The sequence below is a fragment of the Actinomadura sp. 1N219 genome, from assembly GCF_044326405.1.
In the GTDB taxonomy this organism is placed as follows: Bacteria; Actinomycetota; Actinomycetes; order Streptosporangiales; family Streptosporangiaceae; genus Spirillospora.
Window position 1 is genome coordinate 686,674 of the sequence record NZ_JBIRAY010000001.1, and the last position, 15,062, is coordinate 701,735.

At 72.6% G+C, this 15,062-nt stretch carries 16 protein-coding genes; 13 read left to right on the plus strand and 3 right to left on the minus strand.

Annotated features, from left to right (window positions below; genetic code table 11):
• Nucleotides 1–152 precede the first annotated feature (152 nt).
• The 3 genes from ACH35V_RS03135 to arsB all read left to right on the plus strand — a co-directional run bounded on the left by ACH35V_RS03135 (nt 153) and on the right by arsB (nt 2,181).
• Nucleotides 153–689 carry a hypothetical protein gene (locus tag ACH35V_RS03135; protein ID WP_395969975.1) on the plus strand — a complete coding sequence of 179 codons (537 nt, stop codon included), beginning with the start codon at nt 153–155 and terminating at the stop codon, nt 687–689.
• Between the two features lie 86 nt (nt 690–775).
• Complete coding sequence (locus ACH35V_RS03140) at nt 776–1,087, plus strand: ArsR/SmtB family transcription factor (protein ID WP_395969976.1); 312 nt, start codon at nt 776–778, stop codon at nt 1,085–1,087.
• A gap of 56 nt (nt 1,088–1,143) precedes the next feature.
• Nucleotides 1,144–2,181, plus strand: coding sequence for an ACR3 family arsenite efflux transporter (arsB, locus tag ACH35V_RS03145; RefSeq protein WP_395971123.1), 1,038 nt, complete (start codon nt 1,144–1,146; stop codon nt 2,179–2,181).
• Nucleotides 2,182–2,188: 7 nt separating this feature from the next.
• On the opposite strand, the gene ACH35V_RS03150 is transcribed toward arsB, so the two are convergent.
• Nucleotides 2,189–2,791, minus strand: coding sequence for a DNA-binding response regulator (locus tag ACH35V_RS03150; RefSeq protein ID WP_395969977.1), 603 nt, complete (start codon nt 2,789–2,791; stop codon nt 2,189–2,191).
• The gene (locus tag ACH35V_RS03155) at nt 2,788–4,008 is read right to left on the minus strand and encodes a sensor histidine kinase (RefSeq protein WP_395969978.1); all 1,221 of its coding nucleotides are present in this window, start codon (nt 4,006–4,008) and stop codon (nt 2,788–2,790) included. The genes ACH35V_RS03150 and ACH35V_RS03155 overlap by 4 nt, the downstream gene beginning before the upstream one ends.
• 106 nt (nt 4,009–4,114) lie before the next feature.
• Here ACH35V_RS03155 and ACH35V_RS03160 point away from each other — a divergent pair, with 106 nt between their 5' ends.
• Nucleotides 4,115–4,534 (plus strand): hypothetical protein, encoded by a 420-nt coding sequence (locus ACH35V_RS03160; RefSeq protein WP_395969979.1) that lies wholly within the window; start codon nt 4,115–4,117, stop codon nt 4,532–4,534.
• On the plus strand, nt 4,527–5,108 hold the full coding sequence (locus ACH35V_RS03165; protein ID WP_395969980.1) for a hypothetical protein: 582 nt from the start codon (nt 4,527–4,529) through the stop codon (nt 5,106–5,108). The genes ACH35V_RS03160 and ACH35V_RS03165 overlap by 8 nt, the downstream gene beginning before the upstream one ends.
• Before the next feature lie 64 nt (nt 5,109–5,172).
• On the opposite strand, the gene ACH35V_RS03170 is transcribed toward ACH35V_RS03165, so the two are convergent.
• Nucleotides 5,173–6,513 (minus strand): aspartate aminotransferase family protein, encoded by a 1,341-nt coding sequence (locus ACH35V_RS03170; RefSeq protein WP_395969981.1) that lies wholly within the window; start codon nt 6,511–6,513, stop codon nt 5,173–5,175.
• Between the two features lie 175 nt (nt 6,514–6,688).
• Between ACH35V_RS03170 and ACH35V_RS03175 the strand changes: the two genes are divergently transcribed.
• The 8 genes from ACH35V_RS03175 (at nt 6,689) to ACH35V_RS03210 (ending at nt 15,055) form a co-directional block, all read left to right on the plus strand.
• Nucleotides 6,689–7,699, plus strand: a complete 1,011-nt coding sequence (locus ACH35V_RS03175; protein WP_395969982.1) for a Gfo/Idh/MocA family protein — start codon at nt 6,689–6,691, stop codon at nt 7,697–7,699.
• Nucleotides 7,699–8,622: a Gfo/Idh/MocA family protein gene (locus ACH35V_RS03180; protein WP_395969983.1), complete on the plus strand. Its 924-nt coding sequence runs from the start codon at nt 7,699–7,701 to the stop codon at nt 8,620–8,622. The genes ACH35V_RS03175 and ACH35V_RS03180 overlap by 1 nt, the downstream gene beginning before the upstream one ends.
• Nucleotides 8,623–8,625: 3 nt before the next feature.
• Complete coding sequence (locus tag ACH35V_RS03185; protein ID WP_395969984.1) at nt 8,626–9,480, plus strand: fumarylacetoacetate hydrolase family protein; 855 nt, start codon at nt 8,626–8,628, stop codon at nt 9,478–9,480.
• A 54-nt stretch (nt 9,481–9,534) separates the two neighbouring features.
• Nucleotides 9,535–11,151: an ABC transporter substrate-binding protein gene (locus tag ACH35V_RS03190; RefSeq protein ID WP_395969985.1), complete on the plus strand. Its 1,617-nt coding sequence runs from the start codon at nt 9,535–9,537 to the stop codon at nt 11,149–11,151.
• 77 nt (nt 11,152–11,228) lie between these two features.
• Nucleotides 11,229–12,188: an ABC transporter permease gene (locus ACH35V_RS03195; protein ID WP_395969986.1), complete on the plus strand. Its 960-nt coding sequence runs from the start codon at nt 11,229–11,231 to the stop codon at nt 12,186–12,188.
• On the plus strand, nt 12,185–13,066 hold the full coding sequence (locus tag ACH35V_RS03200) for an ABC transporter permease (RefSeq protein WP_395969987.1): 882 nt from the start codon (nt 12,185–12,187) through the stop codon (nt 13,064–13,066). Before ACH35V_RS03195 ends, ACH35V_RS03200 begins: the two co-directional genes overlap by 4 nt.
• Nucleotides 13,063–14,067 (plus strand): ABC transporter ATP-binding protein, encoded by a 1,005-nt coding sequence (locus tag ACH35V_RS03205; RefSeq protein WP_395969988.1) that lies wholly within the window; start codon nt 13,063–13,065, stop codon nt 14,065–14,067. The genes ACH35V_RS03200 and ACH35V_RS03205 overlap by 4 nt, the downstream gene beginning before the upstream one ends.
• A complete protein-coding gene (locus ACH35V_RS03210; RefSeq protein ID WP_395969989.1) occupies nt 14,054–15,055 on the plus strand; it encodes an ABC transporter ATP-binding protein in 1,002 nt (333 codons plus the stop codon). Before ACH35V_RS03205 ends, ACH35V_RS03210 begins: the two co-directional genes overlap by 14 nt.
• The last annotated feature ends 7 nt before the right edge of the window (nt 15,056–15,062 follow it).

A 15,062-nucleotide genomic window follows, 5' to 3' on the forward strand; every position in this document is an offset into this window, starting at 1 on the left:
TCCTACGCGGGACCATAGCACGCGACCTGCCGATCAGGACGATCCGTTACCGGCGGCGCTCTTCGTGATCTACGAAGAATGTACAGCGGCTATACGGTCCATTCCTAACGTGCCGCAGGTACTGGCCATTCCTCCGGGACAAAGGAGATCTCATGCGGAACAAGGTCATGCGTGCGGCGGCTCGTACCGCCGCCGCCGGCGCGGTCGTGGCACTGGCCGGGACGGCGGCTCCCGCCGCCCTCGCCCAGGACTCGGAGCCGTCCGCGAAGAGCCGGATCTGCGTGCTCAAGCGCGGCGGCGGCCTCGACTGCGGCGACAGCGCACAGCGCCTCGCCGCCGGTCCGTGGGCGATCAAGATTCACCAGCACCCGTACTACGAGGGCGAGGCGCTCACCATCAATCTGCCCGCCGGAGTAAACAAGTGTTCGGCGGCTTTTGACAACGAATATCCGGTCGACATCGCGCACAACTCTTACTGGGACAACCGGCTCAGCTCCGTGCAGAGCAACGACGCGACCAACTGCAACATCAAGATGTACGACGGGCACAACCTCACGGCGAACGTGAAGGGCAACACGGGCTTCGCCGACCACTGCCGCCGGATCAGCCAGCCGTCGACCTGCGTCTACCACACCGCCCCGAGGGACAAGCCGTTCGACAACGTCACGAGCTCGTTCATCATCTCCTGAGCCGCCACCCTGATGATCGCCTGCCGTCGGGGGACGGCAGGCGATCAGCCCTGTCAGCCCTACCGGCCCTGGCATATCATTCCGGGATGATGTCAGTTGAGACTGATGTGTTGAAGGTGCTGGCGGATCCGCTTCGCGCCCGCATCGTGACCCTGCTCGCCGGTGAGGCGCTGTGTACCTGTCACCTGGTGGAGGAGACCGGCGCCAAGCAGACCAACATCTCCAACCACCTGCGTGCGCTGCGTGAGGCCGGGCTGGTGGACACCGAGCCGTGCGGCCGGTTCACCTACTACCGGCTCCGTCCAGATGCCTTGGACGCCCTGGCCGCGTTCCTCGGCGAGCTGGCCGACGCGGCGCGCGCCGCGCGCGCCGAAGACCGGAAAAGGCCCTGCACGTGACCGCGACCGATCCGGCGGCGTCGCACGCCGAGGACGCCGGGACGGACGCGTCCGGCCTGGTCGGCAAGCTGTCCACGCTGGACCGGTTCCTGCCCGTGTGGATCATCGCCGCGATGGCCGCCGGTCTCGGGCTCGGCCGCGCGGTGCCCGGACTGGACGACGCCCTGGCCAAGGTCGAGATCGGCGGCGTCTCCCTGCCGATCGGGCTCGGCCTGCTGGTCATGATGTATCCGGTGCTGGCCAAGGTCCGCTACGACCGGCTCGACACCGTCACCGGCGACCGCCGCCTCATGATCGCCTCGCTGGCGCTGAACTGGCTGGCGGGCCCGGCGGTGATGTTCGCGCTGGCCTGGATCTTCCTGCCCGACCTGCCCGAGTACCGCACCGGCCTGATCATCGTCGGGCTGGCCCGCTGCATCGCCATGGTCATCATCTGGAACGACCTGGCCTGCGGCGACCGCGAGGCCGCCGCCGTCCTGGTCGCGCTGAACTCCGTCTTCCAGGTCGTCGCGTTCGGCGCGCTCGGCTGGTTCTACCTCAAGGTCCTGCCCGGCTGGCTCGGCCTGGCCACCGACGACCTGCACTTCTCCACGGGCGAGATCGTGGTGAACGTGCTGGTGTTCCTCGGCGTCCCGCTGCTGGCCGGGTACCTCACCCGCCGCACCGGCGAGAAGGCCAAGGGACGCGACTGGTACGAGACCCGGTTCCTGCCCCGCATCGGCCCCGTCGCCCTGTACGGGCTGCTGTTCACCATCGTCATCCTGTTCGCCCTCCAGGGCGACACGATCACCGGACGGCCCGCCGACGTGGCGCGCATCGCCGTCCCGCTGCTGGTGTACTTCGCGCTGATGTGGGGCGGCGCGTTCGCGCTCGGCCGCGCCGTCCGCCTGCCCTATCCGCGCACCGCGACGCTGGCGTTCACCGCCGCCGGAAACAACTTCGAGCTGGCCATCGCGGTCGCGATCGGCACCTTCGGCGTCACCTCGGGCCAGGCGCTGTCCGGCGTGGTCGGGCCTTTGATCGAGGTGCCGGTGCTGGTCGGCCTGGTCTACGTGTCGCTGTGGCTGCGCCGCCGCATGCCCGGCCGGAGCTGAGCCCGGGTCAGATCCAGCCCTCCTCCCAGGCGCGGTGCGCGGCGGCGTGCCGGGAGCTCGCGCCCAGCTTCGCCATCGCGGCCGACAGGTAGTTGCGGACCGTCCCGGGCGCGAGGTGCACCTCGGCGGCGATCTCGTTGACGGACGCGCCCGTCCGCGACGCGCGCAGCACCTCCAGCTCCCGGCCGGTGAGCGGGCAGTCGTTCTCGGTCAGCGCGGACGCGGCGATGTCGGGATCGACGTAGCGGCGGCCCGCCGCGACGTCCCGGACGATCTCGGCCAGCCGGGTCGCGGGCGTCGTCTTCGGCACGAACCCCCGCACCCCGGCGGCCAGCGCCCGCCGCAGCACGCCCGGACGCGCATGCCGGGTCACCAGGATGATCTGGGTGGGCAGCTCGGCGCGGATCTGCTCGGCGGCGTGCAGCCCGTCCGCGGGCGGCATCTCCAGGTCGAGCACCGCGATGTCGGGACGGTGCTCGCGCGCCAGCCGGACGGCGTCGGTGCTGGTCGCGGCCTCGGCGACGATGGTCAGGTCCGCTTCGAGCTCCAGCAGCGCGGTCAGCGCGCCGCGGAGCAGGTCCTCGTCGTCGGCGATCAGGAGCCGGATCATCGGGCGCCCGCTCCGGCGGGCAGCGGCAGCGACCCGGTCAGCTCGAACCATTCGCCGTCGTGCCGCCAGGTCAGCGTGCCGCCCGCCTGTTCCAGCCTGTCCGCGAGGGCGCGCAGCCCGGTGCCCGATCCGGATGGTTCCGCCGCGCCGTCGTTGCGGACGCGCACGTGGGCCGAGCCGTCCGCCACCCGGTAGCCGATCGTGGCGTGCCGTGCCCGGCTGTGCCGCAGGAGGTTGGTGGTCGCCTCGCGCGTCACCAGCCCGAGGAGGTGACGGACGGCGTCGGGCAGGACGTCCGGGCTCGCCTCCTGCTCGACCCGGGCGTCGATCCCGGCCGCGGACAGCACCTTGGCGGCGTTGGCGAGTTCCGCGTCCAGCGTCGTCCGGCGGTAGCCCTGGACGACCGCGCGGGTGTCGCGGAGCGCGTCCACCGCCAGCCGCTGCACCTCCGTCATCTGCGCCGCCGCCCGCGCCGGGTCGGCGTCGGCGAGCCGCGCGGCCAGCTCGCTCTTGAGCGCGATGACCTGCAGGTGGTGGCCCTGGATGTCGTGCAGGTCGGCGGCGAAGCGCAGCCGCTCGTCCTTGACCGCCAGCTCGGCCGCCATCCCGCGGGCCCGGTTCAGCCGGTCGGCGACGTCCCAGGCCCACAGCATGCCGAGCATCGTCCACGCGGTGAAGGCGACCATCCCGGCGGGGAACGCGGTCGCGAGCCGCCATCCGTCGCCGGTGGCCGTGCCCGCCGTCCCGCCGATCACCCCGGCGGCGACGATCGCGGCGGCGAGCAGGACCCGGCGCCGCTCCGGCGGCAGGAACATCGCGGTGACCGACACCATCACGGCGGGCGCGAGCGACCACAGCCGCTGGCCCGGCAGCGTCAGCGGGATCACCCCGAGCACCGCCGCCGACGCCCCTCCGGCCGCCAGCCACGCCACCGGCGGACGGCCCGCGACCGCGCCGGCGGACGGCAGCCGCCGCCCGATCAGCACCACCAGCGACGCCGTCATGGCGAGCAGCGCGGCGGCGGCGACGGCGCGGGCCCAGGCGGCCAGCTCGGGAAGCGCGATCCAGTCCTTGGCGAACAGGGCGATGAAGAGGACGAACATGCCGGTCAGCGTCCACCTGGTGTGCCGGCGGAAGCGATCCAGGTTCGTCTCGCGGCCGTCCGCGCCTTCGAGCGGAAGGCGGACTCCCGCATGACAGATGTCATCGGATCCCATGACGGCTCCCTGCTCTTCGGTGCGGTTCCGGCACTGCCGGACGTTCCCGGCGTCCACCACCGTAGAACGCGAAGATACCCCACCCCCGTACCGAAGGGACACCGTCATGACGACACGAACCGAACGCCCGCACCCGATCGCCTGGCGGCATTTCCTGCGCCACTACCTGGAGATGGTCGCGGCGATGTTCGTCGGGATGGCCGTCTTCGGCATCGCCGTCCAGGGCCTGCTCGCCCTCGCGGGGCTGGAGCCGCCCGGGGGCGTGGAATGGGGCTCCCTGGAGATGGCCGCCGAGATGTCGGCCGGGATGGTCGTCTGGATGCGCTTCCGGGGGCACGGCTGGGCGAGCTCCCTGGAGATGACGGGCGCGATGTTCGCGCCGCTCGCCGTCCTGTTCCCGCTGCTGTGGCTGGGCGCCGTCTCGGGCGACTCCCTGATGCTCCTGGAGCATCTCGTGATGCTGCCGGCGATGTTCCTGCTCATGCTCCGCCGCCGCGACGAGTACGGGAGCGCCGCCCATGTCTGACACCGTGTCCGGCGCCGCCGCCACCGCCGCCCGGCGTTTCCGGCTCGCCGCGAAGCGCTTCTGGCCCGCCGCCCTCGCGATCGCGATGTCCGCCCCGTCCATGGGCGGGGGAGGGCCGGAGCAGGTCACCTCCCTGGCCCAGGCGCTCGCGCTGCTGCCCCTGCTGTACCTGCTGGTCGAGACGTTCCATTGGCGCCGGGGGACGTGGGCGGTGCTCGCCGCCCTGCTGGTGTCTTTCACCGTCCTGCGGGCGGTAGACGTGGTCGACCCGGCGGCGGTCGTGGCCGGTGTGGCCCTGGCCGCCCTGGTGTGGGGCTTCGTCCGAGGGCGCCTGTTCCGCTCGAAGGAGCTCCAGGCCCAGGCGCTGGGCATGATCGGGTTCGGGGCGGTGGCGCTGACCGGCCTGATCGTCGACCCGGACGCGGGACGCTACATCGTCGCGGCCGGCTGGTTCGCGCACGGCATCTGGGACCTCGTCCACCTCAAGCTCGACAAGGTCGTGCTCCGCTCGTACGCCCAGTGGTGCGCCGTGGTGGACGTCCTCATCGCCGCCGGCCTGGTCGTCGTCCTGTGACCCTGCCCATGCCGCGCCGATCACGCCAGAGCCTGGACGTGATCGGCGCGGCCGTCCGTGAGTGCTACTCGGGTCGGGCGAGCAGGCCGTCCTTGCGGATCGTGCGGAGGACGTCGTGGGCCGCCTCCAGCGTGCGGTCGACGTCCTCCGCCGTGTGGGCGGCGGAGATGTGGTTGCGCTTGAGCGTCAGCGGGAGCATCAGGAAGCCGCGGTCGGTCATGCGGCGGTGGAACGCCACGTACGCGGCGTCGTTGTTGCGCATGAGGTCGCGGTACCCCCTTATCGGGGATTCGGCGAAGTACAGCGAGAACACCCCGCCGAATCCCGCGGCGGTGGCCGCGATGCCGAGCTCGTCGCAGATCTCGGTGAGGCCCGTGCGCATGCGGTCGCCCAGGGCGTGGGTGCGCTCGTAGAAGTCCGGGTGGTCGCGCAGGTAGGTGATGGTGGCGATGGCGGCGGCGGACGAGACCGGGTTGCCGTTGAACGTCCCGGCCAGCAGGACGTCCCCGCCCGCCGAGCTGAAGTGCTCCATCAGGCGCCGCGGCCCGGCGAGGCCGGCGATCGGGTAGCCGTTGCCCATCGCCTTGCCGAACGTGGTCAGGTCGGGCAGGACGCCGCAGACCTGCTGGTAGCCGCCGAGCGCGTGCCGGAACCCGGTGATCACCTCGTCGAAGATCAGCAGCGAGCCCTGCTCGGCGGTCAGGTCGCGCAGCCCGGTGACGAACTCCGGGGCCGGGACGAGCGCGCCCACGTTGTGCGGGATCGGCTCCATGATCACGGCCGCGATCCGGTCCGGGTGCGCCTCGTACAGGGCGCGGACGGAGTCGAGGTCGTTGAACTCGGCGATCAGCGTCGAGCCGAGGGCCTCGGGCAGGATGCCGCGCGAGAGGGGGTCCTCGCCGTAGGCGCGGTCCGGCGCGGAGATCACGTTGCGGGCGACGGCGTCGTGCCAGCCGTGGAAGCCGCCCTGGAACTTGACGATCAGCGGCCGTCCGGTGACCGCCCGGGACAGCCGGATCGCCTGCGCGGTGGCCTCGCTGCCGGACATCGCCGAGATCATCTGCTCGGCGGACGGGATCGTCTCGGTGACGAGCCGGGCCAGCTCGATCTCGGGCTCGGTGACCCCCCAGCCGACCAGGTCCAGGCCGCCGCCGACGGCGGCGCGGACGGCGTCGTCCACCTCGGGCGCGGCGTGGCCGAGCAGGATCGCGCCGAACGCCGCGTGGTAGTCGAGGTAGCGGCGGCCGTCCGCGTCGGTGACGTGCGCGCCGGACGCGGCGGTGAGCGCGTGCGGCGCGCCGACCAGGCGGGTGGCGGAGTTGACGCCGCCGGGGATCACGGTCCGCGCGGCGGCGAGCAGCTCGCCGCCGCGGGACCGCTGCCCGGCCGGCTCGGCGGTGGTCATTCTGGGAGCCCCCAAGTGCTCTGACGGTTGCTTGCGGATGGGCGGAATAGTTCATGGAAAGGCGTTCCATGTCAATACCCCGCCTTGAACATCCCCGTACTGAGCTGGGGAGTCTCAAGATTTTGCGTGGCAACCACTTGACACGTGATTGGGCGGGGGATCAGGATCCCTCGACATGGAATCCCATTCCGTGCTTGTCGTCGGCACCGGGTTCATCGCCGCGCAGCACGCCGCCGCGATCCATGCCGAGCCGCGGCTGGAGCTCGCCGGCGTGGTCGACGTCGACCCCGGCCGGGCCGCCGCCGCGTCCCGCGCCAACGGCGGCGTGCCCGCGTTCACCGACCTCGCCGAGGCGCTCGCCGCGACCGGCGCCGAGGGCTGCGTCGTCTGCACGCCGAACGACACGCACGCGGGCATCGCCGTCCAGATCGCCGAGGCGGGCGCCCATCTGCTGATCGAGAAGCCGCTCGCCACCGACGTCGCCGGAGCGCGGCGGGCCGTGGAGGCGTTCGCGGCGGCCGGGCGGGTGCTGATGCCCGCGCACAGCCACCGCTACTACGACTACGCGCGGACGGTCCAGGACGTCCTGCGCTCCGGCGAGCTGGGAACCGTCGACCTCGTCCGGCTGTCCATCCTCGGCGGCTGGATCTGGCCGGACTGGCGCGGCTGGATGCTCGACCCCGCCCGCTCCGGCGGGCACGCCCTGCACAACGGCGTCCACCTGCTCGACCTCGTCACCTGGTGGACGGCCGACACCCCCGAGACCGTCTACGCGCGCGGCCGCCGCCAGACCGCCGCCGAGCTGGGCATCTACGACTACCTGGAGATGACGGTCGGGTTCGCGGGCGGCGCGACCGCGGTGTGCGAGATGAGCCGCGGGCACCGTCCGGCGTCGTTCGCGCGCCGGGACGTGATGGTCGCGGGCACCGGCGGGATCCTCACGCTCCCCTGGGACGCCGAGTCCGGGACCGTCACCGACGAGGCGGGCGCCGCGCTGCTCCCGCCCGGCGGCTCGGACGGGTTCGCCGCCCAGATCTCCGCCTGGGCCGACGCCGTCGGCGGGGGCCGTCCCGCCGTGACGGGCGCGGACGGGCTGCTCGCCGTGGCGATGGGCGTCGCCGCCGAACGATCGATCGCGACCGGCGAGCCCGTCCGGGTGGCCGACGTCCTGAAGGAGGCGTCCTGATGCGCGCGCTGAAGGTGCTGCCCTGGGGGACGGGCGGGTTCGGGACCCAGGATCACCAGCACGACATGTACGTTCCCGCGTTCCAGGAGCACGCCGGTTTCACGGTCGTGGAGAGCGGGCTTCCCAGCCTCACGGATGCCGTGCGGGAGACGGGCGCCGAGGTCGTGTCCGTGTGCGCGCCGCCGGCCGAGCGCGGCGCCACGGTCGTCGAGGCGTTGCGCGCCGGATGCCACGTCCTCGCCGACAAGCCCCTCGCGCTGGACGCAGCGGACGTCGAGGCCATCGCGGGCGTCGCGGCCGTGACGGGCCTCGTCTGCATGCCCGCGCACCACCACCGGTTCGGCGCCGCCGTCCAGGCCGCCAAGGGCGCGCTCGCCTCGGGACGGATCGGCCTGCCCTGGAACGTTCAAGCCGACTTCCTCGTCGACGGCGGCGACCCGTGCCCGGACGGCGAACTCGTCAACTTCGGCCTCTACCCCGTGGACGTCGTCCGGGCCCTCACCGGGCAGGCCGTCCGCCGCGTGCACGCCCTCCCCGGGCGCGAGCAGGGTCGGATGACCGTCCTGCTGCTCGACCACGAGCACGGCCTGACCAGCACGATCACCGTCGGGCGGCTGCGCGGCACCGCGGACGCGCCCGGCATGGCGCTGCACCGCTACCGGATCAGCGGGTCGAGCGGGGTCATGGACGTCGACGCCGCCAAGCCGGGCGCGTCCGTCCGGACGGTGACGGGCGACCGCACCGCCTGGCACGGGCCCGGCACGGTCGCGCGGATGCTGACCGCCCTGCACACCGCCGTCGTCACCGGACGCCCGCCCGAGACCGGCCCGGCCGACGCCCTCGCCGCGCTGCGCGTCACCGACGCCGCCGCCCGCTCCCTCGCCCTCGGCACGCCCGTGCCGATCGACTCCCCGGAGGTCTGATCCATGAAGCTCGCGACGTACCGCCTGCCGGACGGACGGGTCCGCCACGGCGAGATCGTCGGAGCCGGCGGCCGCGTCACCGACCTCGGCCCCGGCGACCTCTCGGCCGTGATCGGCGCGCTCGGCGCGGTGCCGTCCGGCGAGCCGGCGCACGACCTCGACGACGTGACGCTGCTCGCGCCGCTGCTCCGTCCGGGCAAGGTCCTCGCGGTCGCCGCGAACTACCAGGAGCACGTGACCGAGACGGGCGGGGACCCGATCGACAAGTCGCGGATCTCGCCGCGGCTGTTCCTCAAGCCCGCCACGTCCGTCAGCGGGCCCGGCGAGGAGATCGCGCTGCCGTCCGTCAGCCCCAGCGTCGACTGGGAGGCGGAACTGGTCGCGGTGATCGGGCGCGGCGGCAAGGACATCCAGGTCGAGGACGCCCTGGACCACGTCGGCGGCTACACGATCGGCAACGACGTGTCGGCCCGGACGATGGACTACGGCCACGAGCGCGACACCGCCGACTCCGCGGTCGCGTTCTTCGACTGGCTGAACGGCAAATGGCTCGACGGGTTCGCCGCGCTCGGCCCGTACCTCGTCACCGCGGACGAGGTCCCCGACCCGCAGAAGCTCGACGTGGTCCTCGACGTCAACGGGCGGGTCCGGCAGCGCGGCGACACCGGTCAGATGATCTTCAACGTCGCGGAGCTGGTGGCGTTCGCGTCCCGGCTGATGACGCTGGAGCCGGGCGACGTGATCTACACGGGCACGCCGTCCGGGGTGGGAGTGGCATCGGGGGAGTTCCTGTCCGCAGGCGACGAGATGACGGTCCGCGTGACCGGCCTCGGAAGCCTGGTGAACCGCGTCCGCTAAGGACACGTGGCCGGGCGGACGGCGCCCGGTCACCGCCGAGAAGAGGGCAAGTCAATGACCATTCGTACCGGCAGACGGGGCGTCGCGGTGGCGCTGGGCGGGGTGCTCGCGGCCGGCGCGCTCGCCGCGTGCAGCTCCGACCCGACGCAGAAGGACTCCGGCGGGGACGCGGGCGTCCTGAACATGTACCTCTACCAGAAGCCGAAGACGTTCAGCCCGCTCGCGCCGAACAACGGCCCCGACCAGCTCGTCATGTCGTTCGTCTTCGACTCGCTGTACGGGTCGGACGCGTCCTACGCGCTGAAGCCGCACCTGGCCGCCGCCGCGCCCGAGGTGTCGGACGACGCCAAGACCATCACGCTCAAGCTGAAGCCGGGCCTGAAGTGGAGCGACGGGCAGCCGCTCACCTCCAAGGACGTCGTCTACACCTACACCGCGCTCGCCGACCCGGCGACGGGCAGCGCGCAGGCGGGCAAGTTCGCGGCGGTGACCGGCGCGAAGGCCCTCGCGGACGGCAAGGCCGACTCGCTCGCGGGCCTGACCGCGCCCGACCCGAACACCGTGAAGATCACGACGTCGCGTCCGGCGGCGGGGCTGCCGGGGCTGATCGGCAACACCCCGATCCTGCCCGAGCACGTCCTCGGCAAGGTCCCGGCGAAGGGGCTCGGCGACAACGGCTTCTTCACCAAGCCGACCGTCGGCTCCGGCGCGTTCGCGTTCGTCGACTACAAGACCGACCAGTACGTGGAGCTGAAGGCCAACCCGCACTTCCGGGAGCCCGTGTCGATCAAGAAGGTGTACCTGAAGCCGGTCACCTCCGACGTCGCGACCGCGCAGCTCCGCACCGGCGAGATGGACCTCACCCAGGTCTCGCCGACCGACCTGCCGACCGTGAAGGGGATGGACGGCGTCAAGGTCGTGTCCGCGGAGAGCCCCGGCTACACGCGGATCGCCGTCAACCAGTCGCAGGGCCGGTTCAAGGACGCGCGGGTCCGGCAGGCGCTGCTCACCGCCATCGACCGGAAGGGCCTGGTCGACAAGGTGCTCGGCGGCGCCGGGAAGGTCGTGAACACCAGCTTCCACGGCGACGCCGCCACGTCCGCCGCCAACCCCTACGCCTACGACCCGGCCAAGGCGAAGAGCCTGCTCGCGGCGGCGGGCTGGGACGCGTCCAAGCCCGTCACGCTGTCGTGGATCCCCGGGCAGCGCGACCGCGACACCGCCGTGACCGTGATCCAGAGCCAGCTCAAGGCGGTCGGCGTGGAGGTGAAGCTGAAGCAGGTCCAGGCGGACGAGCTGCTGTCGTCCTACGAGGACAAGTCGTACGACCTGGCGCTGTTCGGCGGCGGCAACTACGCCACCGAGCCGTCGACCGTCGCGACCATCGACGCCTGCGACCAGGCGTATCCGGCGGGCGGCAACATCAGCCGGTTCTGCGACCCGAAGCTGGACGAGCTGCTCTCCAAGGCCGACGCGATCGCCGACCCGGCGCAGCGCAAGAGCCTGTTCCAGCAGGCCGCGAAGATCGAGAACGCGCAGGTCCCGTACCTGTGGCTCTACAACCCGGACGCCGTCTGGGCGCACCGGACGGGCCTGTCCGGCTTCGAGCCGTCGGGCCTCCCGACGAACGAGGTCGGGACCTGGGACTTCGCCAAGTGGAAGCTGAGCTGACCGGCCGCGCCGGACCGGGGACCGCTGCCCCGGCCCGGCGCGGCCCGGTCCGTCGCGACGACGAGAGGAGGTGAGGCGTGGCGGCCTACGTCATCCGGCGGCTGCTGGTGAACGCCCTCGTGTTCCTGCTGATCAGCGTTGGGATCTTCGTGCTGGTGCGGGTCGCGCCCGGCGACCCCGTCCGCATGATGGTCGACCCCGAGCAGATGCGCGGCGGCGGCGCCGCGTTCATCGAGGCCAAGCGGCATGAGCTGGGGCTCGACCGGTCGATCGTCGTCCAGTACTGGAACTGGCTGGCGGGCGCGCTGCACGGCGACTTCGGCTACTCCTACGTCGGGCACCGTCCCGTGTCGGCGGTGCTCGGCGAGCGGGTCGGGCCGACGCTGCAGCTCATGGGCGCCGCGCTGGTCGTCGCGCTGGTCGTGTCGATCGCGCTCGGCGTGGCCGCCGCGGTGCGCCGCAACAGCGCGGTCGACTACGGCGCGACCGTCCTCGGCCTGGCCGCGGTGTCGGTGCCGCCGTTCTTCCTCGGCATCGTCGGGATCTACCTGTTCTCGCTGAAGTGGGGCGTGCTGCCGTCCGCCGGGATGACGACGCCGGGCGGCGGCGGGCCCGCCGACCAGCTCAGGCACCTGATCCTGCCGGGGCTGATCCTGGCGTTCGTGACCGCCGGTCCTTTCACCCGCTACGTGCGCGGCGGCCTCGTGGACGAGCTCGGCGCCGACTACGTCCGGACGGCGGAGGCGAAGGGCGCGTCCCGGTCCCGCGTCGTCCTGCGGCACGCGCTGCGCAACTCGCTGATCCCGCTGATCACGGTGGTGATGTACCAGATCCCGCAGATGCTGGCGGGCGCGGTAGTGATCGAGCAGGTCTTCGCCTGGCCCGGCATGGGGCAGCTCGCGGTCAGCTCGATCGGCCAGCACGACTACCCGGTCATCGTCGGGTTCGCGCTGTACGTGGCGATCCTGGTGCTGCTCTGCAACCTGATCGCGGACGTCCTGTACGCCGTCGTCGACCCGAGAGTGAGCCTGCGATGACCGCGACGACCATGGTGAAGGGACCCGGCGCGTCGGCGTCGCCGCGGGCGCGGGCGGTCCGGCGGTTCCGGCGGAACCGGCTCGCCGTCGCCGGGGCCGCCGTGCTCGCGGCGGTGGTGCTGGTGTCGCTGCTGGCGCCGCTGATCGCCGGGCAGCCGAACGCCGTGGACCTGGACGCCGTCCGGCAGGGCCCGTCCGGCGCGCACTGGTTCGGGACCGACCCGTCCGGACGCGACGTGTTCGCCCGCACCCTCCACGCCGGCCGGGTGTCGCTGCTGGTCGGGCTCACCGCCGCGCTCGGCGCCGTGATCGTCGGGACGCTGTTCGGCGCGGTGGCCGGGCTGTTCGGCGGCGTCGTCGACAACGTGATCATGCGGATCGCCGACATCGTGATGTCGTTCCCGACCGTCGTGGTGATCCTGGTGCTCGCCGGGATCGTCGGGCCGAGCGTGACCGTGCTGATCGTCGCGATCGGGCTCACGCAGTGGCCGGTCGCGGGACGGGTGGTGCGCGGCGTGACGCTGTCGCTGCGCGACCGCGAGTACATCCAGGCCGCGGAGGCGTCCGGGGCGAACGCGTGGTGGCTGATCCGCAAGCACATCGTCCCCGCGGCGCTGGCGCCGGTCACGGTGACCGGCACCCTCGCCGTCGCGCAGGCGATCATGCTGGAGACCACCGCGTCGTTCCTCGGGCTGGGCGTCCGGCCGCCGCAGGCGAGCTGGGGGAACATGCTGAACGACGCGCAGAACCTGACGCTGATCCAGACGATGCCGTGGCTGTGGCTGCCGCCGGGCATCGCGATCGCGGTGACGGTCCTCGCCGTCAACTTCGTCGGCGACGGCCTCCGCGACGCCGTCACCCCGGGAGGACGCACATGACCCGGCCGCTTTTGGAGATCGAGGATCTGGTCGTCGAGTTCGCGGGCGACGAGGAGACCGTCCGGGCCGTGGACGGCGCGGGCTACACGGTCGCGCCGGGCGAGACGCTGGGTGTCGTCGGCGAGTCGGGGTCGGGGAAGAGCGTCACCGCGATGTCCGCGCTCGGGCTGATCAAGCCGCCCGGCCGGGTCGTCTCGGGACGCGTCGTGTTCGACGGCGCCGACCTGCGCGCGATGCCCCCGCGCGAGCTGCGCAGGCTGCGCGGCGGCCGGATCGCGATGATCTTCCAGGACCCGATGACCGCGCTGAACCCGGTCATGACGGTCGGCGCGCAGATCGGCGAGGCGCTGCGGCTGCACTCGGCCGGCATGTCGCGGGCGAAGGCGCGGGCGCGGGCCGCCGAGCTGCTGACGCTCGTCGGGGTGCCGGGCGCGGAGCGGCGGCTGAAGCAGTACCCGCACGAGTTCTCCGGCGGGATGCGGCAGCGCGCGATGATCGCAATGGCCATCGCCAACGACCCCGACCTGCTGATCGCGGACGAGCCGACGACCGCGCTGGACGTGACCGTCCAGGCCCAGGTGCTGGACCTGCTCCGGCTGACCCGGCGGGAGACCGGCGCCGCCACCGTGCTGATCACCCACGATCTCGGCGTGATCGCGGAGCTGGCCGACCGGGTCGTGGTGATGTACGCGGGACGGGTCGTCGAGCACGGCACCGTCGACGCGCTCTTCGACTCGCCCCGGCACCCGTACACGCGCGGCCTGCTGGACAGCCTGCCCGCGCTGGACGGCGAGGCCGGCGAGCTGACCCCGATCCCCGGCTCCCCGCCGGTGCCGGGCGAGATCGAGGAGGGCTGCGCGTTCGCGCCGCGCTGCCCGATGGCGCGGGATCGGTGCCGGGTGGAGCGTCCCGAGCTGACCCAGTCCGGGCCGGGACGGGCGAGCGCCTGCCATTTCCACGACGAGATGGCCGAGGAGGGGGAGATCGATGTCCGAGCCTGACGAGGTCCTCAGCGTCACCGGGCTGGCCAAGCACTTCCCGGTGCGGTCGGGGCCGCTGCGCCTGCGGACCGGCAGCGTCCACGCGGTCGACGGCGTCGACTTCTCCCTGCGCGCCGGACGGACGCTCGGCCTGGTCGGCGAATCGGGCTGCGGCAAGACGACCACCGGACGGATGGTCGTCCGGCTGCTGCAGCCCACCGCCGGGCAGATCGCCGTCGCCGGAAAGGACGTCACGCAGGCGCGCGGCGCCGAACTCCGCGCCCTGCGCCGCGACCTGCAACTGGTGTTCCAGGACCCGTACGCGTCGCTGTCGCCGCGGATGACCGTCCACGACATCATCGCCGAGCCGCTGCGCGTCCAGGGCCGCTACGACGACGGCGGCCCTGAGCGGGTCGCCGAACTGCTCGACATGGTGCGGCTCGCGCCCGCGCACGCTCGCCGCTACGCGCACGAGTTCTCCGGCGGGCAGCGACAGCGCATCGGGATCGCCCGCGCGCTCGCCCTCGGCCCGAAGGTCCTCGTGCTGGACGAGCCCGTCAGCGCCCTGGACGTGTCGATCCAGGCGCAGGTCGTCAACACGCTGCGGGAACTCCAGCGCGAGCTGGGCGTGGCGTACCTGTTCATCTCGCACGACCTGTCGGTGGTGCGGCACGTCTCGCACGAGATCGCCGTGATGTACCTCGGCACGATCGTGGAGCAGGGCACCCGGGACGAGATCTTCCGCAGCCCGGCGCACCCGTACACGCAGGCGCTGCTGTCGGCCGTCCCGCGCACGCGCGGCCGCGCCGCCGGGCGGGAGCGGATCATGCTCACCGGGGACGTGCCGAGCCCCATCGACCCGCCGTCCGGCTGCCGCTTCCGCACCCGCTGCTGGAAGGCGCAGGACATCTGCGCGACCGAGACGCCGCCGCTCGTCGAGCGCGACGGCGTCGGCCACCCGGCCGCCTGCCATTTCGCCGCGCCCGCCGACGTGCTCGCCACCGCCTGACCTCTGA

Coding starts and splice junctions, on each gene's coding strand:
- ACH35V_RS03135 (WP_395969975.1), top strand. CDS start 153: ATGCGGAACAAGGTCATGCGTGCGGCGGCTCGTACCGCCGCCGCCGGC.
- ACH35V_RS03140 (WP_395969976.1), top strand. CDS start 776: ATGATGTCAGTTGAGACTGATGTGTTGAAGGTGCTGGCGGATCCGCTT.
- ACH35V_RS03150 (WP_395969977.1), bottom strand. CDS start 2,791: ATGATCCGGCTCCTGATCGCCGACGACGAGGACCTGCTCCGCGGCGCG.
- ACH35V_RS03155 (WP_395969978.1), bottom strand. CDS start 4,008: ATGGGATCCGATGACATCTGTCATGCGGGAGTCCGCCTTCCGCTCGAA.
- ACH35V_RS03160 (WP_395969979.1), top strand. CDS start 4,115: ATGACGACACGAACCGAACGCCCGCACCCGATCGCCTGGCGGCATTTC.
- ACH35V_RS03165 (WP_395969980.1), top strand. CDS start 4,527: ATGTCTGACACCGTGTCCGGCGCCGCCGCCACCGCCGCCCGGCGTTTC.
- ACH35V_RS03170 (WP_395969981.1), bottom strand. CDS start 6,513: ATGACCACCGCCGAGCCGGCCGGGCAGCGGTCCCGCGGCGGCGAGCTG.
- ACH35V_RS03175 (WP_395969982.1), top strand. CDS start 6,689: ATGGAATCCCATTCCGTGCTTGTCGTCGGCACCGGGTTCATCGCCGCG.
- ACH35V_RS03180 (WP_395969983.1), top strand. CDS start 7,699: ATGCGCGCGCTGAAGGTGCTGCCCTGGGGGACGGGCGGGTTCGGGACC.
- ACH35V_RS03185 (WP_395969984.1), top strand. CDS start 8,626: ATGAAGCTCGCGACGTACCGCCTGCCGGACGGACGGGTCCGCCACGGC.
- ACH35V_RS03190 (WP_395969985.1), top strand. CDS start 9,535: ATGACCATTCGTACCGGCAGACGGGGCGTCGCGGTGGCGCTGGGCGGG.
- ACH35V_RS03200 (WP_395969987.1), top strand. CDS start 12,185: ATGACCGCGACGACCATGGTGAAGGGACCCGGCGCGTCGGCGTCGCCG.
- ACH35V_RS03205 (WP_395969988.1), top strand. CDS start 13,063: ATGACCCGGCCGCTTTTGGAGATCGAGGATCTGGTCGTCGAGTTCGCG.
- ACH35V_RS03210 (WP_395969989.1), top strand. CDS start 14,054: ATGTCCGAGCCTGACGAGGTCCTCAGCGTCACCGGGCTGGCCAAGCAC.